This window comes from Opitutaceae bacterium (genome assembly GCA_015075305.1).
Taxonomy (GTDB): Bacteria; Verrucomicrobiota; Verrucomicrobiia; order Opitutales; family Opitutaceae; genus UBA6669.
Genome location: JABTUS010000005.1, coordinates 124,759 through 144,566, shown reverse-complemented (window position 1 = coordinate 144,566; position 19,808 = coordinate 124,759). Strand labels below are relative to the sequence as shown.

Genomic DNA, 19,808 nt, shown 5'->3' with positions numbered 1-19,808 from the left:
TGAGAATTGTCCAAGAAAAAGCCCTCCGCTTTCGGGAGGGCCTGGGAGCTTTCGGAGCGGGGCGCCGGCTATTTCCTGCTGGTGCCGCGCTTGAACTTGTGCGTGAACTTTTCGACGCGACCCGCGGTGTCGACCAGGCGCTTTTCGCCGGTGTAGGCCGGATGCGAGTCCATCGTGACGTCACGAACGATGATGTGGTACTCGGTGCCGTCGATCTTCTCCTTTCGCGTCGACTTCATGGTCGACTTGGTGAGGAAGCGCTTGCCTGTACCGATATCGAGGAAGCACACATTGTTGAGCGTGGGATGGCCTTCAGCTTTCATGACACAAATGGGAGGTTATGCGGCGAGTGGTTCCTTCTCAGCCCTGGCGAGCCTTGTAGCGCGGCTCGACCTTGTTGATCACATAGATCTTGCCGCGACGGCGAACAACCTGGCACGCCGGGTGACGCTTCTTCGCGGATTTGATAGAGGAAACGACTTTCATAAAAGGTTCAAAACACCGGTCATCGGCGTTCGTGTCAACTCGATTGTCGGCTCCAATTCGGTTCTGCTGAATTCCCGCCGCTGCAGACAGTTGGCTTACAAAGGCACTGTCAACCCATCGGCGGACTTATCGCGCAGTCAGATCTCGAAACATCCCCGATATGGAATCTTGCAAGCAGCGCAATCAAATGGACTGATGAAACCCTGCAACCTGCGGCGGTGCTGAATCGTCTAAGCACACTGCCACCCGCTGTCGGCCCGTCAGTCTGCACCTGCCCGAATGCGCATTTTCGGCCGATTCCAAATTTCCATCATGAGAAAATACCTGATCCTACTGTTGATCCCCAGCCTTGGCCTGGCGGCAAAAAATCACGCAAAGAACGTGATTCTCTTTCTCGGGGACGCTGGCGGCATTCCCACTCTCAATGCCGCAGGCATCTATGAGAACGACCGGCCCCAGAGCCTCTTCATCCAGCAAATGCCCCATATCGCGCTGTCGGACACGTCATCGCTGAATTCCTGGGTCACTGATTCGGCTGCAGGGATGACGGCGATAGTGACGGGCCAGAAGACCAACAATGGCTGGCTTTCACTGCTGCCGGCGGCGGACGGTGGCGACGGGCGGGTTGCAAAGACGATTCTTGAATATGCCGAGGAACGCGGTCTTTCAACCGGCGTTGTCACCAACATGCCGATATGGGACGCCACGCCCGCCGCATGCTTTGCGCATGTCGATTCACGGAAAAAGAGCGCCGAGATTTTCGAGCAGGCTCTGCATCCTCGTTTTGGGAACGGACCTGAATTCCTTGTCGGCAAGGATTGGAAAAAGCTGGCGGCAGCGACGGAGGCGGCCGGCTGGAACCTGGATCAGGCACTCGGCAAGGCTGGATACAAGGTGTTCGGCAATCCCTCCGAAATTCCCGATGGGACCAGTCGCGCCGCTGCCATTTACGACGGGCCCGACTTCGAGCCTGAACCCGTCGTTCTCGGGATCATCAAGTCCCTCGCCCGCAACCCCAAGGGGTTCTTTCTGATGGTTGAATGGGACATGCACACAAAGGCGACATTGCAAGGCATCAAACGGGCCATCGTCATGGACAACCTGATTCGAAAGGTAGCCGCAACAGCTCCGAAAAACACGCTCATCCTGTTTGCCGCGGACCACTCCTTCAATTTTCGACTCGTCAGCGCCAAGAAAGGCGAGCCGTTTGCCGCTCAGCTGGAGGCCGACCTTGCAAAGGAAACAAGGAGGCCGTTGGAAAAGCCGGTTGTTGCCGTCGGCACTGAGCATGCCGGAGAGGAAATTCTCGTTGCCGGCCAGGGCCCGGGTGCGGAACGCCTGCATGGATTCATTCCCAACACCCGCATCTTCCATGTCATGATGGACGCCTACGGATGGCCGGAGAGCCGGTGAGATCTCCGGACGCCCGGCACTTTGGCGGCTAGGGAATCATTCCCCACAAGCGCATGACCCATTTGCCTCCAAACAGGACAAGCAGAATGGACGCAATGGTCAGCGGCAGGGATACCCGCAGCATTTCGCCCAGGGAGAATTCCTCCCGGGCGAAAGCCATTGCATTCGGCGGGGTGCTGACCGGCAGTGGCATGGTGAGGGAGGCGACAAGCGCCACGCTGACGGCTGCGTGAGTCGGAGTCAGTGCGCCGGTGGCCGCGATAGCCATGCCGATCGGAATAAACAGGTTTGCCGCGGCGGTGTTGGACATGAATGCGCCGACCAGGCCTGAGGCGCCGAGCAGAAGAGTGAGCCAGAACAATTCGCCCTCCCCTTCCGGAAGCCACTGAACAACCGCCCGGTCGAACCCGGTCAGGAGCATCCCAGCGCCCAAGGCAATGCCTCCTGCTACAAGGACAAGCACCTCCCAATTGATGGCGCGAAGATCCTTTGCTGTAAAAATTCCGGATGTGGCGAGGACGATGACTGGAAATATCGCCGACACGGCTGCGGGCAGCCCGTGCCAGCGCTCGCTGATCCACAGGACGACCGTCATTGCAAAAACAATCACAACAGTCACGCCCTTCGCCTCGAGTCGGTCGTGGCCGGTGCCAATCTTCAAATGTCCTGATCGAGGAGGGAATGCGTTGAGCAACAGGGCCCAAGCCAACACCAATGAGAGCAATGCCAGAGGAAGTGCCGCTCCCATCCAGGCCAGGAAGTTGACTGAATGACCGGCGCTGCGAAGAAATCCAATTGCCACCGCATTCGGAGGCGAGGCAATCGGTGTGCACAGTCCGCTGAGATTGGCCGAAAAGGCGACGCCGAGGATGAGGGCCTTCCTGAATGGCTCCTGTCGCGGCATGCCCGCAATCGCAGGTGTCAGCAGGGCGAGCATCATTGCGGCCGTGGCGGTATTGCTCATCCACATGCCGAATGTCAGTGTGACAAGCATCACTCCAAGCAGCACGCGGGAGGGGCGGGTGCCAAAGGGGTTGAGCAACCAGCCGGAAACGACGCGGTCCACTCCTTCCTTCACCGCCGCTTCCGCAAGGACGAATCCACCGAAAAACAGCAGCAACGCCGGATCCGCCGCTACACGGATTATCTCCAGATAGGATGGGGACTCTCCGCTGGCGAATCCCAGTCCAGGCCAGCCGCCAGGATTGGCGAGTGTCAGAATTTCCAGCACGATCACAATCAACGCCGTGGCAAACAACGGCACGGCCTGCGTTGTCCATAGGCTGGCCGCCAGCACGAAGATTCCGGACATGAACGCGATTTCGCGGGGTGCGCCGGAATTTCCCGCCCAAAATGACGCCAGTGCCGCCATGATGACTGAGAACACGGACGCGGCAGCCCTCCAGCCCGTGCTCCTCTTGAACGAGCCCGCTCCCGTCGACGCACTCATCAACAGAGCTCCCGGCCGGAATCAAAATGGACGGATGGAGGGCGCAGGAATGGATTCATGACGTGAAATGCTACGGGGCGCGCGTGCTCCAGCAATGGGAAAGGATGGCACCCGGTTTCACACGGAGATCGTTTGTGCCAATGAACTGAGCCAGTTGCTGCGCCAATGTTTTCAAAAATTTTTGTCGTCAGAAGCACAAACCATCGGTGATGTTCATCCTTCGGATCTTCCGCGCCATCGTTCGCGCAGGTGAACGCATGCCGCCGGGTCTCCCGTGGAGGTCCGTCCGTCTCAATCATTCATCGATCAAGTTTCAACCTACATGGCCACACTCGCCGACTTCCTAGCCCTCGTCAAAGCACGCGATCCGCACCAGCCTGAATTCCATCAGGCTGTCGAGGAAGTTGCGCACACGCTCATTCCCTATATCGAGCAAACTCCGAGGTATCGGGGCAAGGCCTTGTTGGAACGTCTGGTGGAACCCGAGAGGATCATCCAATTCCGGGTCAGTTGGGTCGACGATCGAGGCCGCATTCAGGTGAATCGCGGATTTCGCGTCCAGATGAACAGTGCCATCGGACCCTACAAGGGTGGCGTTCGCTTCCATCCCTCAGTCAATCTCGGAGTGCTCAAGTTCCTCGCGTTCGAACAGACCTTGAAGAACTCCCTGACCACGCTGCCAATGGGCGGAGGCAAGGGAGGGGCTGATTTTGATCCAAAGGGAAAAAGCGATGAGGAGGTCATGCGTTTCTGCCAGGCTTTCATGAGCGAGCTCTTCCGGCATGTTGGTCCCGATACGGATGTGCCCGCCGGTGACATCGGCGTTGGCGGTCGTGAAGTTGGCTACATGTATGGCTACTACAAGAAGCTCGCCAACCACGTCACTTCAACGTTCACGGGCAAGGGTCTCAGCTACGGTGGGAGCCTGATACGCCCGGAGGCCACGGGCTACGGCTGTGTGTATTTTGCGCAGGCCATGCTGCAGCATGAGAAGCGGGTGATTGATGGCATGACGGTCACCATTTCGGGATCGGGCAATGTGTCCCAGTACGCCGCGGAGAAATGCATGGAAGTTGGAGCAAGGGTGGTGTCCCTGTCTGATTCCGGTGGCACGGTGCACATCCCGAAGGGTTTGACGGAGGAGCAGCTCTCCTGGGTCATGGACCTGAAGAATGTCAGGCGTGGACGCATCGAGGAATTCGCCAAGGCCCACTCCCTGCCCTATCATGCAGGCAAGCGCCCCTGGCATCTTCCGTGCAACATCGCACTGCCCTGCGCCACCCAGAACGAGCTCAATGGGGAAGATGCCCGTGCCTTGCTGGCGAATGGCTGCATCTGCGTGGCGGAGGGAGCAAACATGCCATCGACTCCTGAAGCGGTGGAGCACTTCCTGAAGGCCCGCATTCTCTATGGACCGGGCAAGGCCGCAAACGCAGGCGGTGTCGCAACGAGCGGCCTGGAGATGAGCCAGAACGCCATGCGGATGTCCTGGCCCGCCGCAGAGGTGGACAGCCGCCTGCACGCGATCATGCAATCGATCCATCACGTATGCGTGGATCACGGGCGCGAAAACGACGGCTTTGTCAACTACGTCAAGGGGGCGAACATCGGAGGTTTTGTGAAGGTCGCCGATGCGATGCTCGAGCAGGGTATCATTTGACTACTCCCCTGGTCCGTACAGCCATCGCCGCCAGCGCTGGCGCAACATCAGCGCCTGATTCAGCGCCCGTGGCCGCAGTCAGTTGACGCTGGGGTCGTCCGGCTCATCGGCAAGAATCCGCCAGTCGGGATCCAGCGCAAACAGCAGTCCCCGCCACAAGCCCTCATTGGCCTCCAATTCGAGAAGATTGGGGCCTATTGGGGCCACGACCCAGCTTTCGTGTTCGAGTTCCCCCTCCAACTGGCCTTCCCCCCACCCGGAATACCCCAGGAAGGCGCGAAGCTCCATGCCGCCCATTGTGCGCAAATGCTCCGCCTTTTCTGCATCGATTCCGAAATAGAGCCGAAACCCCTCGCCCTCCGGCTGGATCTGCCACGCGCAGAGAATCACCTGATCTTTCTGCACGGGGCCACCGGAAAACACGGGCACGTCAGCAAGGGAACTCAATGCGAAGGAGGAATTGAGGGAGCCAAGAGTCCGACCCAGCGGGCGATTCAGGACCACTCCCATGGCTCCATCGCTCGTATGGGAGGACAATAGGATTACCGTGCGCCGAAAACTCGGCTCTCGAAGCGACGGATGCGCAAGCAGCAGGGAACCCGCAAGTTCCTTCTCAGGCATTGTCTTTTTCACTCCAGATCGCATGGCGGATACGGAATTGCTTGCATCAGGCCTGAATTTTCAACGCCGCTCCTGGCTTGTCGATCAGGTCCTGTCGAGGACGCCCGACAAGCTGGGTGACCTTCAATCCCGCCTCAACCAGCAGCGGGGCCACCAACGGGTCGTTCTGGTAGTCCGCCCGATAACGCACCTCAGCGATACCGGCGGATGCGAGGATCTTGGCACAATTGATGCAGGGAAAATGAGTCACGTAGGCGGTGCACCCCTCGACGCTGATGCCCCTGCGTGCGGCGTCCGCTACGGCATTCTGTTCGGCATGCACCGTGGCCTGTTCATGTCCATCGCGGACACGCGAGCAGTGGGGCGCACCCGGAAGGAATCCATTGTAGCCGGCTGCAACAATGCGGTTCCGGCGGTCTCCACCACTGACAACAACGCATCCGACATGAAGGCGTTCACAGGGGGAACGTGTCGAAAGCAGCACCGCGGTGGCCATGAAATATTCATCCCAGGTCGGCCGTCCGTCAAAGCGCGCGGCGGCATGGGCAATCAAGTCGACAGGGTCGGTCAAATCGGGCGAGTGATCATCCATCACTCCCGCAGGAAAGCCGTCCCTTCACGCGTTGCAAGCCGGCTCGCGGTGCGGGACGCTCCGTGATTTGACAAGCGGTGCATTGCGCGAGGCTCGGCGGAGAGGTCCCAACTTTGTTTTCGCCTTTGCCCGCGCATTCGTTAGGCAGCGGCATGATCACGCTGCAATCCGTCGTCGCCTATTGTGATGAACGCACCCGCATGGGTGCATTCAAGGATGCCCCCGGAGCCTTCAATGGATTGCAGGTCGCAAACCCGGGCGCCGTCACCAAAATCGGCGCGGCCGTTGATTCCGGCCTCGAGCCCTTCACCGCTGCAGTTCGCAGGGGCGTCGATTTCCTTATTGTGCATCATGGCCTGTATTGGGACATGCCGCGGCCGATTGTCGGTCCGACCTACGCCAGACTGCATGCCCTGCTCGCGGGCAACTGCGCGCTTTACTCGAATCACCTGCCGCTCGACGCGCATCCAGAGATAGGAAACAACGCCCTGCTTGCCCGGCAACTGGGGATCACGCCCGATCAGCCGTTCCTGATTCGTGAGGGAGAGCCGATCGGCTGCTCGGGACCCTGCGGGCGGAATCGGACCAATCTGCTCTCGGAGATCCGCAGGAAGTACGCCCGGGTGCTTGCAATCGAGCATGGTTCGGCATCTCCACGCAGAATCGCCTTTTGCAGCGGCAGTGGAAACAGCGCTATTCCCGAAATGATCAAGGAAGGCATCGACACGCTCGTGACGGGTGAATTGCGCGAGGAATGGTATTCGGTTGCGCAGGAAAACCGCCTCAATCTCTACCTGTGCGGGCACTACGCCACCGAAGTCCATGCCGTGCAGGCACTCGCCGCCGAAGTGGCGACGAGGTTCGGGCTGCCATGGGAGTTCATCGCGACCGACAATCCACTCTAGCCATGGCAGCGATCTCAACAAAGGTTTGCGCCCGGGTGGCATTCGCGGGTTTTCTCCCACCTGCACGATGAAAACCATCGCCATCCTCAATGGTCCGAATCTGGATCGCCTGGGCAAGCGTGAGCCTGATGTCTATGGACGCACCACTCTCGCAGACCTCGAAACGGCTCTGCGCTCGGAGTTCGCCACACGGGCCAGCCTTGAATTTTTCCAATCCAATCACGAGGGAGCAATCATTGATCGCATCGCCGCCTGGGCTGACGCCAGAATCGATGGACTCGTGATCAATCCAGGCGGGTTGACTCATACGAGCGTGGCACTGCGGGATTCCCTGCTGGGCTCAGCAATTCCCGTGGTTGAGGTGCATATCTCAAACGTCCACCGCCGGGAGGAATTTCGGCAAAAGTCCCTCACTGCCCCAGCCTCCATCGGCGTCATAACGGGACTGGGGATCGAAGGCTACTTTGCCGCGGTGCGCTTCCTTCTCAACCGCTGAACGGCACCGACTGGCTGTTAGGCGGGCGGGCGCAGTTCCAGGAGCAACTCGGGCCAGATGTAGTGGATGAAGTGCATGAATCCGCATGCAACCAGCGCTGCGGCGAGGTCGTCCATCACCACTCCCCAGCCGCTCGGCAGCATTTGCAGGCGCCGGATGCCAAACGGCTTCAGGATGTCAAGAAAGCGAAACACCGCGAATCCGCACAGAAGTATTCCCCACGGCTCGGCAATCTCCTGCACGCGTGTCCAGCCCATGAAGCAAAGCGGCATCGCGACGAACTCGTCCAGCACGACCTCACCAGGATCATGCTCGTCCAGCCGCACCTCCGCTTCCCCGCAGAGGTAGACGGCCAGTACTATGCCGATAATATTGGCTGCAATGGCCGCAGGCGTTTCGAGCCTGTCCAGGACAAAGTAGAAGTAGGCGAGGCCGAGCAGTGAACCCCAGGTCCCAGGTGCCGGTTTGATGAGGCCGATTGGGCCCAGCCTCGCCGCGCCAAGTACAAGCCACCGCGGGAGGATTCGCATCCATTTGGGAGACTGCGGCCTCAGGATCACGAGATGAATCGATTCTCAGGCACCAGCATCACTGAAGACAATCGTCCGATATTTCATCACGTAGCGGTAGCCAGACCAGACAGCCAGAGCCGTGCCCACGATGAAAGCAATGAGGCCGATCCTTGATGCCACGTTTGCAAGCATGCCCAGATCGAAGGGAACGAAATGGGCCCAGTCACGCTCCGCCATCGGGGCGCCCAGCAGGAATCCAAGCGCGATCAATTGCGTGAGTGTCTTCGTCTTCCCTCCGCGATCCGCAGAAACAATCACACCTTTCGATGCAGCGACCATGCGCATTCCGGTGATCAGGAACTCGCGGCACAACGTGATGAGCGCGAGAATCAGCGGAATCTCATTCTTGTCGACAAACGCGATCACCAGACCAATCACCATGATCTTGTCGGCAAGCGCATCCATGAGCTTTCCAAAGGTGGACACTGCATTCGTTTTTCTGGCCAGATGGCCATCATACCAGTCTCCGACGGCGCAGATGATGAACAACCAGAAGGCCATCGAGGCCGCGCCCAAAAAGTCGCAGTACATGAGCCCTACAATGACAAACATTGCGGGAATTCGTGACAACGTGATGAGATTGGGCAGGTTCATCGCGGCGGAGCCAACGGAAGACATCCACCCCCGGCGATGATTGCAAGGGCAACCTCCAATTCAATTGCCTGACTTCAGCTTCTTGTCGTTGCTCAAGACCGCACGTTCCCGCACTCACCCCATTCCGACTCCAATCATCCACTCCCCATGCGACACTGCATCTATCCGGGTACATTCGATCCCATTACCTACGGGCATCTCGACGTCCTCGCCCGCGCTGCCAGGCTCTTTGATCGGGTGACAGTCGCGGTTGCCGACAATCCAGGCAAGAGCCCTCTTTTCAGCGTTGAGAAACGCCTGGAGCTCCTCAGGCCAAATCTGGCCGGCATGGCGAATGTCAGCGTCACCTCCTTCGGAGGACTTCTGGTCGATTTTGCCGTCGCGCAACGAGCCGATGCCATCATCCGCGGCCTCCGCGCGCTTTCGGACTTCGAGTTTGAATTCAATATGGCGCTGATGAACAGGCACTTGAAAAGTGAAATTGAGACACTCTTTGTCATGCCGAATGAACAGTTCAGTTACTGCAGTTCGACCTTGGTCAAGCAGGTCGCGAGATATGGAGGCGACGTTTCGCACTTCGTCCCGAAGGACGTGGCCGTCGCCCTGAGTGAAGCCTTCTCGCACAGGCGGCAGAACCACTGACGGGCGGGGATCGCCAATCAGAATTAGTTTTTAGAATGTGTAACCCCGCTGCGGGAATCCTCGTCTACCGGATGTCCATGTTTGAAACGGCGTGGACCGATGTTCTTTTGCCAGGAGCAGCCGGGTTCCATGCATGGCTCCTGGGACTTGATCAGTATTCCACATCCACCTTGTTGGAGCGCGTGCGGTCGCCCGCTTTACTTTTTTTCGAACTTACTCATCCCTCACTAAATGGCAAAATCACGCAGCTTCGGCGGCATCCTCCTTTTCATCCTGCTCATTGCCGGGCTCGGCGCTGGTGGATTCTACTACTGGAAAAGCAAGAACGATCGACCGCCTGAGATTGCGAGCACCGTGGTGTCCCGGGGCGAAATCATTCAGACCGTCACATCCACGGGCGATCTCCAACCCGTGATCACAACGGATGTGAGCTCGCAGATTTCAGGCCAGATCACCGAGGTCGCGGTTGACTACAATTCGAAGGTGAAGAAGGGCGACGTTCTGGCGCGACTCGATACGGCGACATATGATTCCCGCCTTCGCCAGGCGCAGGCCCAGCTCGCGAACACACGGGCAAATCACACGCTCGCAAAACTCAATTTCGAGCGCACCAAGCAGCTCTTTGAACGAAATCTGGTTTCGCAGCAGGACCTGGATCAGGCGGAGGCGCAGATTCAGCAGGCGGACGCCCAGCTGCAGATCCAGTCTGCGGCGGTCGAGAATGCAAAGACGGACCTCTCCCGCTGCACCATCTATGCCCCCATCGATGGCATCGTCATTGACCGCCTGGCGGAAGTTGGAAAGACAGTCGCCGCCAGTCTGAATGCCCCCACCCTGTTCACCCTTGTCAATGACCTGACCAAGATGCAGATCAAGGCCGCCGTCGCGGAAGCTGACATCGGCAACATTGAGGTTGGACAGGATGTCTCTTTCACCGTGGATGCCTATCCCAACCGCCAGTTCCACGGCGAAGTGGTCCAACTGCGCAACCTTCCGACAACCGCCCAGAATGTGGTGACCTACGCCACGATCATCGAAGTCCGCAATGATGACCTCAAACTCAAGCCCGGCATGACCGCCACCGTGGCCATCATCATCGCGCGCAGACCGAATGCCCTGCGTATTCCCAATGCCGCCCTCCGTGCGCGAGTGCCCGAGGAGTATGTGATTGCCGCGCCCCGGCATGCAGCAGGATCCGGCACAGGCACTGAGAACCGGGAGCACGCCGGCACAGGTGGCGAGAAGGCCGCCGGGGCAGCCAAGGGAGGTGGCGGTGGACGCGACCAGATGCGCCAGCTCATGGCTGACGCAGGCGTCGATTTTAGAAGCGGACCTCCGTCGGCTGATGCGATGGCCAGGCTGCAGGCGATGGCCAAGGAGCGCGGGATCGAACTTCCCGAGCGCTTCGGCAGCCGCGGTGGCGGCCAGGCCGTCACCCGCACGGTCTACAAGCTCGCCGGAACAGCAGACCACCCCAAGGCGGAGGCCGTCTCGGTCAGGGTCGGCATTACTGATGGCGCATACACGGAGGCTCTGAGTGGACTTGAGGAAAACGAACGCCTGATAACAAGCATCACCGTCGACGGGGGGGGGGCGCCAGTCAATACGAACCGACCCTCGAGCAATCCCTTCAGTGGCAGTCATGGCAGGCGCTTCTAGCTCGACGACGCGCGACATGAAAGCCGTCGTTCAACTCGAGGACATTCACAAGACTTACTCGAATGGCGAGGTTGAGGTGCATGCCGTGCGAGGCATCAGCCTCATCATCGAACCCGGTGAGTTTGTTGCAATCATGGGCTCATCGGGGTCTGGAAAATCGACCCTGATGAATGTGCTGGGCTGCCTCGATCGGCCGACCAAGGGACGCTATCTCCTCGATGGAGTGGACACCTCGGATCTCGACCGCAATGAGCGGGCGGATCTTCGCAACCAGAAACTGGGGTTCGTCTTTCAGGGCTTCAATCTTCTGGCGCGCACCACCGCGCTTGAAAATGTCGAACTCCCCATGCTCTACAATCCGCGGCGGATCCCCTCGCGCGAGAAACGGAAGCGGGCAATGGATGCCCTGGAGCTCGTCGGTCTCGCCGACCGCTCCGATCATCTGCCGAACCAGCTCTCCGGAGGCCAGCAGCAGCGCGTCGCCATTGCCCGAGCCTTGGTGAACAATCCACAGATCCTTCTGGCCGATGAACCCACCGGCAATCTGGACTCGAAGACCTCCGTGGAGGTCATGGGGGTTTTCCAAAGACTCAATGAGCGCGGAATAACCATAGTCATGGTCACGCACGAATTGGACATTGCACGATTCTGCAAACGCAACCTGATCGTTCGCGACGGCCGGCTGGTGCGCGACGAGCCTGTGCAGAACCGTTCGCTTTCCGACCTTGAAATGCAGCGAATCCGCCAGGCGGAGGCCGCGGCAAAACTGACGCAGGCATCCTGAGGTTCAGACATGAGAATCACCGCCACCTCCGTCATTGCGCTTCGGGCGCTTCGTCGCAACAAGATGCGCTCGATTCTGACCGCGCTCGGCATCATCATCGGAGTCGGAGCCGTCATTGCGACCGTGAGCATCGGCAATGGCGCCAAGAACCAGGTGGAGTCGCAGATCGCGAGCCTCGGGCAGAATGTCATCACTGTATTTCCCGGATCCACCAACACAGGGGGCATGCGGGGAGGCTTCGGGGCGGCAAGCACCCTCACGCTTGAGGATGCCGAGGCGATTGAGCGCGAAATCTTCGGCGTTGTCGCCATCAGCGCGGAAGTGCGCGACCGCCAGCAAATCCTCGCAAACGGGCTCAACTGGAACACAACGGTCATGGGCGAATCTCCAGGCTATCTCAGCGTGCGGGCCTGGGATCTGGACAAGGGAAACATGTTCACCGACGCCGACATGCGCAGCACCGGCAAGGTTGCCGTCATCGGCCAGACAGTCGCCCAGCAGTTGTATCCCGACGTCGACCCGGTTGGCCAGACCATCCGCATCCGCAACCTGCCTTTCAAGGTTCTCGGGGTTCTCAAGTCGAAAGGCTTCAGCTTCTTTGGCTCGGATCAGGACGATGTAGTCATAGTGCCCACCACCAGTGCCATGCGTCGCATTGCGCGGCGGCAATACTTGAGTTCAATTCTCATCCAGGCACAATCGCCGGAAATGATGTCGCGCATCCAGCAGGATGTCACCGACCTGCTGCAGCAGCGTCGCGGAGACCGGGAACCCGACTTCACGGTCCGCAACCAGCTGGAACTGGCCGAGGCCGCCACTGCCACCTCGAAAACCATGACGGTTCTCCTCGGCTCGATAGCAGGAGTGTCCCTGATTGTTGGCGGCATCGGCATCATGAACATCATGCTCGTCAGCGTGACAGAACGCACACGCGAGATTGGCATCCGCCTTGCGATCGGGGCGCATGACAGGGACGTCAGGATTCAATTTCTGATCGAAGCCATGATACTGAGCATGCTCGGAGGCATCCTCGGTGTGCTCATCGGCATCGCGGCATCGCAGATTGTTTCAATCCAAACGGGCATGCCCGTCCTGATTTCCACCGCATCTGTCACGGGTGCGGTCGCATTCTCAGCCTTCGTTGGAATTGCCTTCGGATTCTATCCGGCGCACAAGGCCGCCAAACTTGACCCGATCGACGCCCTGCGCTTTGAGTGAACCGGCCTTGCGCACCGGGTTCCTGTCAGCGCCCGAAAGCAATCGAGGCTGATTCAACCATTCGCACTCCCAATGCCCGACGTCCCGGCAACGCCGTATTCCCGCCTGTCGTTTCTACTCCTGCTGGTCACATCTGTGCTTTCCGCCGCGCCGGGTGAGGGCCGCGCCGTTGTGGAAAAAATGCCCGGACTGGTTGCGTTTTGGACATTCGGCGAACCCGCGGGCCAGCCACGCCTGTCCTCTGGCACAAGATTTCCGCATCCGCTCGTCGAGGTCGGCGGGCCGGTCGCCCGCGTGGAGGGCGGAGCATTTTCCGGTTATTCCGCCCAACTCAATGGACATCAGTTCCTCAAGATCGCCTACGCGGACACCGGCGACCTCAACATCAGCGGACCCCGGGCGCAGGTTTCAATGTTTGCTGTCGTGCGCCTGGTGAATCTCGCTGTCAGCCGGACCATTGCCGGAATGTGGAGCGAAGGAAAGGGGTTCGCCGACGACAGCGGTACGCGCCAGTACGCGCTCCTGATCAACATGCCAACCTATGGCGGTCCGAACAAACTCGTCCCGCACATCTCCAGCGAGGGCGGAGTCACGCGCCGGGCGGATGGATCCACCTTCCCCTGGTGCGCGGACTATGCGGTCAGCGCCCACGATGTTCCGACGGAGCGTTGGTGCACTCTCGGTTTCACCTATGACGGCGTGTGGCTTTCCGCCTACGTCGATGGTGTGCTCGATCGAAGCACGCTCGATCCAGTGAAACACAAACGTACCGACCGCTACTTTTTGCATGAAGGTCCGGATGGCGGCAGCCGCGGCCTCAATCCCTACTATCATGGGCGGGGGATTTTCTCCTACGATCCGGTCAAACATGCCGGCTCAAAGCCGATGGGTGGCTCGGACTTCATCGTCGGCGCCCGTTATGCGGGCGGTGCAATGTTTCCCGAGGGCAAGGCCACCATGGGCCGATTTGCCGGTCTGGCGGTTTTCAATCGCGCACTTGCCGAAACGGAAATGAAAATGTTGCACGATGCCGCAGGCATCACGGCAACCCAGTGACCGAATCAGCCCGTTCCACACTGCCTCGCCAGCGCCCATGGACTATCTCTCAAGAATCCTGACGGCCCGTGTCTATGATGTGGCTGTCGAAAGCCCGTTGGACAAGGCATCCGCCCTTTCAGCCAGACTCAACAACGCAGTACTGCTCAAGCGCGAGGACCTGCAGAGCGTTCATTCGTTCAAGCTGCGGGGAGCCTGCAATCGGATTTCGCGGCTTTCCCCGGGCGCTCTCGCGCGCGGCGTGATCTGCGCCTCGGCGGGAAATCACGCCCAGGGTGTCGCTCTTGCCGCAAAGCGGGCTGGCACCCGGGCGGTTGTTGTCATGCCTGTCACAACGCCGGCTGTAAAAGTCCGGGCCGTGCGCGCACGAGGCGCCGAGATCATCCTGCACGGCGACACGTTCGACGATGCCAGCGCGGAGGCGGAGCGGATCCGGCTGCGCGAACGTCTGACCCTGGTTCATCCCTTCGACGATCCGGATGTGATCGCCGGCCAGGGAACCATCGGCATGGAAATTCTCCAGCAGCTGCAGCATGAACTGCATGCGATTTTTGTTCCCATAGGCGGTGGCGGCCTCGCGGCGGGCATCGCCAGCTACGTCAAGCAGGTCAGGCCGGAGGTTCGAGTCATCGGCGTCGAACCCGCGGATTCCAATGCAATGCACCGATCGATTCAGGCCGGTCGGATACAAGCGTTGGAGCATGTCGGACTCTTTGCCGATGGGGTCGCCGTCAGACAGGTGGGAAGGGAAACATTTCGCCTCTGTCGAAGATACCTCGATGAGATCGTGCTCGTTGGGACGGACGCCATATGCGCGGCAATCAAGGATGTTTTTGAGGACAGTCGCGCCATCCTTGAACCAGCTGGCGCGCTGTCGATTGCCGGACTCAAGGCCTACGTGGAAAAGCGCCGCATCAAGGGGAGGACGCTTGTCGCGGTGGCGTCGGGGGCCAATCTCAATTTCGACCGCCTGCGGTTCATCTCGGAAAGCGCCGAGCTGGGAGAGCATCGGGAAGCCCTGTTCGCAGTCACCATTCCCGAAGCACCTGGCAGCCTGAAGCGCTTTTGTGAGACACTCGGCAGGAGAAACGTAACCGAGTTCAACTACAGGATCGCGGACTCCCGCCTGGCGCACATTTTTGTCGGAGTGCAGGTGGCTGATCGGAGCGAGGGGAGCAAGCTGGCCGCCCATCTCTCCCGCCAGGGTTTCAAAACCATGGATCTCACGAACAATGAAATGGCAAAGCTGCATCTCCGCCATCTCGTCGGCGGACGCTCCGAGCTCGCCGGGCATGAACGACTCTTTCGATTCGAGTTTCCGGAACGACCAGGCGCGCTCGTGCGTTTCCTCACCTCCATGCCTGCCGAGTGGAACATCAGTCTCTTCCACTACCGCAATCATGGGGCGGATCATGGACGAGTGCTCGCAGGCCTTCAGATCCTGCCATCTGCAGAAAAGCAGCTTGCACGCTTCCTGAGGGATCTCGGTTATCCGTACTCCGACGAGACCCGCAATCCTGCCTACAGGATTTTCCTATAGTGGCCAAAAGCAGGGGCAACGCTCGGTCCGTTGCCTCCTGCCAATTCCTTCCTATGGGTTGTGAATGACCTGGCTGGTGACGTTTACCCCGTTCCGCATCAACACACCGCGATTGACCTGCGCCGGAGCCGGCACTCCATGCGAGTTGGTTCCAGCGACCATGTAAACGTCGGACACATCGCCAAACGTGATAGCGCGGCCATTGGGCTGAAAGAGGTCCCCTCCCGTGATGGAGATCCGTCCGGTGTCGATCGTTCCCGTCAGCAGGAATGGCGCGGCGGTGCCGCTCGCGGAGACGTTGTGGAGATTGAGCGGCCCTGCAAATCGAATGCCCGGAGCATAGATCCCCGTGTATCCCGTGTCGCCGAACAATTCCGTGCTGCCAACGCGCACGCCGCTGAAGCGTCCGTCAGGACTTTGAATCGCGATCAACCCAAGATCGGCAAATCCGTCGAAACTCGCACCGGCGACGTAAAGCGCCGGGTTGGGATTGGTCATGACCCCCACGGTATAGATGCCCAGATTCGTGTTCTCCGTAGCACCAACAAGGTAGATGCTCACCTGTCCGCGCATGTACTGCACCGAAGGCTGGTTGTATTTGACAGGTGTCGCAGGCCCGGTGGCTCCCGCCATCTGGACCGTGACAGAGCCAGGTCCGCTGAACTCAAGTTGAACGATGTCGTCATTCAAGTCGAGGAAGGAAGCCCGCACAATCTGCCCGGGATCGGAGGTATAGGTTGCCGCCGTTCCGGTTATCAGCAGTTGATCGTAGACGTTGCCGTTGGGGTGATGAATGTCCCCGGCAAACTCATAGGCGGTCCCGGTCACCTTTGTGCTGATCGTCGGTGCCACAATCGCGCCCGCGCTTTCGGTGGTTCCGGCTTCCGTGTAGACAACCAGACTGTAGATGCCTGCGCTGGCGGGCTGGAGATTGCTGAGGGTGTAGTTCAGACTTTCAGCACCAGGGATCTCGATGCCGTTGCGCTTCCATTGATACGCAAACGGCCCTGAACCAGCCACGGTTGGCGAGAGCGTGACGTTGCTTCCGAGGGGCGCTCCCTGTGAGAGCGGCTGCACCGCGACCGAGGGCAGGACGGGTGCCGATGCTCCCGAAATCACGAGGCGATAGGTGCCGGCATCGCCATCATTGTATCCAGCCACCAGTATAACATGCAGACCGGTCGTTGTGACCGTGTAGGTGGTGGTGGCGGCCGTTGCATTCCAAGTGTTTCGAACAATATTTCCGCCTGTGTCCAGGATGGCGACCTGCGGCGTGAACGCGGTCCCACCGGAAAGTTCCGTTGCGGTCACGTTGATCGTCGTGCCAGCGGTTCCGAGCACGACATAGGCATCGGCATCGCCAACAGTGATCGTTCCATCAACTCCCGGCGTGCTGCCAATGTTTCCGCCTTCGTCACCGGCAGGCACCTGAAGTGGAGTGACAGGTGTGCGAACAAAATGAAGGTCGTAGGTGCCCGCATCGCCATCGTTGTATCCGCTCACAAGCGCGGTGTAGGTGCCGGCGATATTGCAGCGGAAGCCGATGCGTGAGTCGACTGAATCGTAGTCGTAGGTCACCAATGCACCATTTGGATCGAACACATGGAGCAAGGGACTGAACGCGGTGCCGCCCGACGCTTCGCCCACTCGAAAATAGAGGTAGTCATTCACGTTGGCTTTCACCGTCCACGCGTCCTGGTCGCCAACGGCGATCGTGCCGGTGTGTTTCAATCCATTGGTCAGCGGCCCGCCTTCATCGCCCGCAGGCACGACAGGCGAATTCGGCGCCTGGAAGAAGGTGAGCCTGTAAGTGCCTTGGTCACCATCGTTGTAACCCGCGACCACGAACGTGTAGAGCCCGCTCAGATTGGCACGATGCGCGATCCGTGCGTCCACGCTGTCGTAGTCATAGGTCACCTGCGCACCGTTCGGGTCATACAGGGCGACCAGGGGTGAAAACGCCGTGCCACCCGACACTTCCCCAACTCGGAAGAGCAGATAGTTGCCGGCAGTCGCATTCACTGTCCAAATATCAAGGTCGCCCACCGTAATCGTCCCGGCATAGTTCTGACCGTTGGTCAATGGCCCACCTTCATCGCCGGCAGGAACGACCGGGGTGTCTGGTGACCGTGAGAATGTAAGTCGATACGTGCCGTTGTCGCCGTCATTGTAGCCCGCAACGACAAAAGTGTATGTGCCGCTCAAATTTGCCCGCACTCCAATCCGCGCATCCGTGCCACCATAGTTGTAGGTCACCTGCGCGCCATTTGGATCGTAAAGGTAGATGAGCGGCGTGAAGGCCGTGCCTCCTGAAACCTCTCCAACGCGAAAATTCAAAAATTGCCCCGCCGTCACATTGACCGTCCATGGATCGAGGTCACCCACGGCGATTGTGCCTGGGTAATTCTGCCCGGATACAAGCGGTCCGCCTTCATCGCCAGCAGGAACAACAAACGCTCCGGGGCTCTTGATCGCGTTCAAGACATAGGTGCCATTGTCACCATCGTTGTACCCGGCCACGATCAGCGTATAGGTGCCTGTGATCGTCGCACGGTGATTTATCCGCGCATCGGTGCCGCCGTAGTTGTAGGTCACCGACGCGCCATTCGGGTCATAAAGATAGATGAGCGGCGTGAAGGCCGTGCCTCCCGATACCTCGCCGATTCGGAAGTCCATGGTTTCTCCTGCCGTCGCATTCACTGTCCAGGCGTCAAGGTCTCCCACCGTGATTGCGCCCGCGTGATTTGATCCGAGGGTCAGCGCCCCTCCCTCATCACCAGCCGGCACCGTGAACGCCCCAGGCGTCACGTAAAGACGCAGGCGATAGGTTCCCGCCTGCGCTGTCGTCGAGCCGGAAACCGTGGCCGTGTACGTGCCCGCAACCGTCGCCCTGTACGGGTTGATGCGCGCACTCGTCCCCCCTGAATCGTAGGTGATGAGATTGTTGGTTGGACCGAACAACTGCACTTTCGGACTGAAACTCGTGCCGCCACTGAGTTCGCCGACGGCAAGATCGATGGTCTGGTTCACCGCGACGGTGAAGGTCCAGGATTCCGTGCCACCGGCGATGATGGTGCCATCCTTGTTTTCGCCCGAGGAAATGGGCGCGGCCTGAGTGGCCACCGCCATTGCAAAGAATCCCGCCAGCAACCAACCTGGAATAGCGCCATGTTTCATAGATTGAATGGGACTGCCGACTTTTTTCATGCGCCTCTTGCAGTCCAGCGGGGCTCTTGAGGCACAAGCATGCGGTCGCGCGAACCTTGACGGTAGTCTTTCCGAAGAGGATTGACTAGGATTTTCCCAAAAAAACTTCGCCCCATGAAACAGGCAGTGTCCTCACATGGCTCCGGTGCGCTTGCCTCCGTCACGGGTCCGTCCTAGGTACAGGCCCGCTTTCAGATCAGTCTCGCCATGGAAATCGCCGACATCCTTCAACGCGTTGCAGCCTCGTTCCTCGCCGGTCTTCTCCTCGGTCTCGAACGCGAGAGGCGGGGCCGCGCCGCGGGGCTTCGCACCATCATCCTCGTTTGCATGGCGGCAACCATCACCATGATCCTCTCCGACATCTACTACACCTCGCACGTCAGTGGACCTGCGCAGGGCTGGCGTCCGGATCCGGGTCGCCTCGGTGCGGGAATTCTGACCGGGATGGGATTCCTGGGGGCGGGTGTCATCATCCGGCACGGTCCTTCCGTCCAGGGTGTGACCACGGCGGCGCTGATGTGGTTTTCAACAGTCATCGGATTCTGCTTCGGCAGCGGACAGATGTTCCTGGGCATGTGCAGCGTGCTTGTGGCGGCGGTCGTTCTTTACGCGCTGCCTTTCATCGGATCCCGAATCCGCAATGAACAGACTTTTGCACTCACTGTGGTGACAAAAAGGGGGGCCGCCGTACACGAACAGATCCTCGAAAAGCTCCAATCCAGACACCTGAGTCCGCTGCTCACGGAGGTCCTTCACGACAACCGGGGCGAGACGCAGACCAGTGTGGTGAACATCCGCTTCAGGGACCGGCACCACCCCACTCCGCAGGAGATCGCGGCGATCCTGGCGGCGGAGCCGGATGTATTGACTGTTCAAATACGCTAGCGCCCCGCTCCGCGGATCCATCCGCCCA

The 19,808-nt window shown here is 59.5% G+C and carries 19 protein-coding genes; 11 read left to right on the top strand and 8 right to left on the bottom strand.

Annotated features, from left to right (window positions below; translation table 11 throughout):
• Positions 1–68 precede the first annotated feature (68 nt).
• On the bottom strand, positions 69–323 hold the full coding sequence (gene rpmE, locus HS122_11145; GenBank protein ID MBE7538956.1) for a 50S ribosomal protein L31: 255 nt from the start codon (positions 321–323) through the stop codon (positions 69–71).
• A gap of 37 nt (positions 324–360) precedes the next feature.
• Positions 361–486: a 50S ribosomal protein L36 gene (gene rpmJ / locus HS122_11140; GenBank protein MBE7538955.1), complete on the bottom strand. Its 126-nt coding sequence runs from the start codon at positions 484–486 to the stop codon at positions 361–363.
• A 312-nt stretch (positions 487–798) separates the two neighbouring features.
• Here rpmJ and HS122_11135 point away from each other — a divergent pair, with 312 nt between their 5' ends.
• On the top strand, positions 799–1,899 hold the full coding sequence (locus HS122_11135) for an alkaline phosphatase (protein ID MBE7538954.1): 1,101 nt from the start codon (positions 799–801) through the stop codon (positions 1,897–1,899).
• Positions 1,900–1,927: 28 nt separating this feature from the next.
• Here the strand turns inward: HS122_11135 and HS122_11130 are convergent, their stop codons facing one another.
• Entirely contained in the window at positions 1,928–3,349 is a 1,422-nt protein-coding gene (locus HS122_11130) for an SLC13/DASS family transporter (protein MBE7538953.1), read from the bottom strand.
• Between the two features lie 322 nt (positions 3,350–3,671).
• On the opposite strand from HS122_11130, the gene gdhA reads away from it, so the two are divergent.
• Positions 3,672–5,009 (top strand): NADP-specific glutamate dehydrogenase, encoded by a 1,338-nt coding sequence (gene gdhA / locus HS122_11125; GenBank protein ID MBE7538952.1) that lies wholly within the window; start codon positions 3,672–3,674, stop codon positions 5,007–5,009.
• Positions 5,010–5,087: 78 nt separating this feature from the next.
• Here the strand turns inward: gdhA and HS122_11120 are convergent, their stop codons facing one another.
• The gene (locus tag HS122_11120; GenBank protein ID MBE7538951.1) at positions 5,088–5,630 is read right to left on the bottom strand and encodes a YqgE/AlgH family protein; all 543 of its coding nucleotides are present in this window, start codon (positions 5,628–5,630) and stop codon (positions 5,088–5,090) included.
• A 46-nt stretch (positions 5,631–5,676) separates the two neighbouring features.
• Entirely contained in the window at positions 5,677–6,222 is a 546-nt protein-coding gene (locus HS122_11115; protein ID MBE7538950.1) for a dCMP deaminase, read from the bottom strand.
• A gap of 152 nt (positions 6,223–6,374) precedes the next feature.
• Between HS122_11115 and HS122_11110 the strand changes: the two genes are divergently transcribed.
• Positions 6,375–7,127, top strand: a complete 753-nt coding sequence (locus HS122_11110) for a Nif3-like dinuclear metal center hexameric protein (GenBank protein MBE7538949.1) — start codon at positions 6,375–6,377, stop codon at positions 7,125–7,127.
• 67 nt (positions 7,128–7,194) lie between these two features.
• Positions 7,195–7,623 carry a type II 3-dehydroquinate dehydratase gene (aroQ, locus tag HS122_11105; GenBank protein ID MBE7538948.1) on the top strand — a complete coding sequence of 143 codons (429 nt, stop codon included), beginning with the start codon at positions 7,195–7,197 and terminating at the stop codon, positions 7,621–7,623.
• A gap of 17 nt (positions 7,624–7,640) precedes the next feature.
• Here the strand turns inward: aroQ and HS122_11100 are convergent, their stop codons facing one another.
• Together HS122_11100 and pgsA are read right to left on the bottom strand one after the other, a co-directional pair.
• Positions 7,641–8,153 (bottom strand): phosphatidylglycerophosphatase A, encoded by a 513-nt coding sequence (locus HS122_11100; protein ID MBE7538947.1) that lies wholly within the window; start codon positions 8,151–8,153, stop codon positions 7,641–7,643.
• Positions 8,154–8,198: 45 nt separating this feature from the next.
• The gene (pgsA, locus tag HS122_11095) at positions 8,199–8,789 is read right to left on the bottom strand and encodes a CDP-diacylglycerol--glycerol-3-phosphate 3-phosphatidyltransferase (protein ID MBE7538946.1); all 591 of its coding nucleotides are present in this window, start codon (positions 8,787–8,789) and stop codon (positions 8,199–8,201) included.
• Between the two features lie 147 nt (positions 8,790–8,936).
• Here pgsA and coaD point away from each other — a divergent pair, with 147 nt between their 5' ends.
• The 6 genes from coaD (at position 8,937) to ilvA (ending at position 15,688) form a co-directional block, all read left to right on the top strand.
• Entirely contained in the window at positions 8,937–9,431 is a 495-nt protein-coding gene (gene coaD / locus HS122_11090) for a pantetheine-phosphate adenylyltransferase (GenBank protein ID MBE7538945.1), read from the top strand.
• Between the two features lie 231 nt (positions 9,432–9,662).
• Positions 9,663–11,090 carry an efflux RND transporter periplasmic adaptor subunit gene (locus tag HS122_11085; protein MBE7538944.1) on the top strand — a complete coding sequence of 476 codons (1,428 nt, stop codon included), beginning with the start codon at positions 9,663–9,665 and terminating at the stop codon, positions 11,088–11,090.
• A gap of 16 nt (positions 11,091–11,106) precedes the next feature.
• Positions 11,107–11,874, top strand: coding sequence for an ABC transporter ATP-binding protein (locus tag HS122_11080; GenBank protein MBE7538943.1), 768 nt, complete (start codon positions 11,107–11,109; stop codon positions 11,872–11,874).
• Positions 11,875–11,883: 9 nt separating this feature from the next.
• A complete protein-coding gene (locus HS122_11075) occupies positions 11,884–13,092 on the top strand; it encodes an ABC transporter permease (GenBank protein ID MBE7538942.1) in 1,209 nt (402 codons plus the stop codon).
• 72 nt (positions 13,093–13,164) lie between these two features.
• Entirely contained in the window at positions 13,165–14,148 is a 984-nt protein-coding gene (locus tag HS122_11070) for a hypothetical protein (GenBank protein MBE7538941.1), read from the top strand.
• Positions 14,120–15,688, top strand: a complete 1,569-nt coding sequence (ilvA, locus tag HS122_11065) for a threonine ammonia-lyase, biosynthetic (GenBank protein MBE7538940.1) — start codon at positions 14,120–14,122, stop codon at positions 15,686–15,688. Before HS122_11070 ends, ilvA begins: the two co-directional genes overlap by 29 nt.
• A gap of 51 nt (positions 15,689–15,739) precedes the next feature.
• Here ilvA and HS122_11060 read toward each other — a convergent pair whose 3' ends face one another.
• The gene (locus HS122_11060) at positions 15,740–18,865 is read right to left on the bottom strand and encodes an immunoglobulin domain-containing protein (protein ID MBE7538939.1); all 3,126 of its coding nucleotides are present in this window, start codon (positions 18,863–18,865) and stop codon (positions 15,740–15,742) included.
• A gap of 237 nt (positions 18,866–19,102) precedes the next feature.
• Here HS122_11060 and HS122_11055 point away from each other — a divergent pair, with 237 nt between their 5' ends.
• Positions 19,103–19,780 (top strand): MgtC/SapB family protein, encoded by a 678-nt coding sequence (locus HS122_11055; GenBank protein ID MBE7538938.1) that lies wholly within the window; start codon positions 19,103–19,105, stop codon positions 19,778–19,780.
• Positions 19,781–19,808 lie beyond the last annotated feature (28 nt).

What these genes read in the sequence shown, in the direction of transcription:
- coaD (MBE7538945.1), top strand. Translation starts at nt 8,937, where the DNA reads ATGCGACACTGCATCTATCCGGGTACATTCGATCCCATTACCTACGGG.
- rpmJ (MBE7538955.1), bottom strand. Translation starts at nt 486, where the DNA reads ATGAAAGTCGTTTCCTCTATCAAATCCGCGAAGAAGCGTCACCCGGCG.
- HS122_11085 (MBE7538944.1), top strand. Translation starts at nt 9,663, where the DNA reads ATGGCAAAATCACGCAGCTTCGGCGGCATCCTCCTTTTCATCCTGCTC.
- HS122_11070 (MBE7538941.1), top strand. Translation starts at nt 13,165, where the DNA reads ATGCCCGACGTCCCGGCAACGCCGTATTCCCGCCTGTCGTTTCTACTC.
- HS122_11055 (MBE7538938.1), top strand. Translation starts at nt 19,103, where the DNA reads ATGGAAATCGCCGACATCCTTCAACGCGTTGCAGCCTCGTTCCTCGCC.
- HS122_11080 (MBE7538943.1), top strand. Translation starts at nt 11,107, where the DNA reads ATGAAAGCCGTCGTTCAACTCGAGGACATTCACAAGACTTACTCGAAT.
- HS122_11135 (MBE7538954.1), top strand. Translation starts at nt 799, where the DNA reads ATGAGAAAATACCTGATCCTACTGTTGATCCCCAGCCTTGGCCTGGCG.
- HS122_11110 (MBE7538949.1), top strand. Translation starts at nt 6,375, where the DNA reads ATGATCACGCTGCAATCCGTCGTCGCCTATTGTGATGAACGCACCCGC.
- rpmE (MBE7538956.1), bottom strand. Translation starts at nt 323, where the DNA reads ATGAAAGCTGAAGGCCATCCCACGCTCAACAATGTGTGCTTCCTCGAT.
- pgsA (MBE7538946.1), bottom strand. Translation starts at nt 8,789, where the DNA reads ATGAACCTGCCCAATCTCATCACGTTGTCACGAATTCCCGCAATGTTT.
- HS122_11115 (MBE7538950.1), bottom strand. Translation starts at nt 6,222, where the DNA reads ATGGATGATCACTCGCCCGATTTGACCGACCCTGTCGACTTGATTGCC.
- HS122_11130 (MBE7538953.1), bottom strand. Translation starts at nt 3,349, where the DNA reads ATGAGTGCGTCGACGGGAGCGGGCTCGTTCAAGAGGAGCACGGGCTGG.
- HS122_11060 (MBE7538939.1), bottom strand. Translation starts at nt 18,865, where the DNA reads ATGAAACATGGCGCTATTCCAGGTTGGTTGCTGGCGGGATTCTTTGCA.
- gdhA (MBE7538952.1), top strand. Translation starts at nt 3,672, where the DNA reads ATGGCCACACTCGCCGACTTCCTAGCCCTCGTCAAAGCACGCGATCCG.
- HS122_11100 (MBE7538947.1), bottom strand. Translation starts at nt 8,153, where the DNA reads ATGCGAATCCTCCCGCGGTGGCTTGTACTTGGCGCGGCGAGGCTGGGC.
- aroQ (MBE7538948.1), top strand. Translation starts at nt 7,195, where the DNA reads ATGAAAACCATCGCCATCCTCAATGGTCCGAATCTGGATCGCCTGGGC.
- ilvA (MBE7538940.1), top strand. Translation starts at nt 14,120, where the DNA reads ATGCCGCAGGCATCACGGCAACCCAGTGACCGAATCAGCCCGTTCCAC.
- HS122_11120 (MBE7538951.1), bottom strand. Translation starts at nt 5,630, where the DNA reads ATGCCTGAGAAGGAACTTGCGGGTTCCCTGCTGCTTGCGCATCCGTCG.
- HS122_11075 (MBE7538942.1), top strand. Translation starts at nt 11,884, where the DNA reads ATGAGAATCACCGCCACCTCCGTCATTGCGCTTCGGGCGCTTCGTCGC.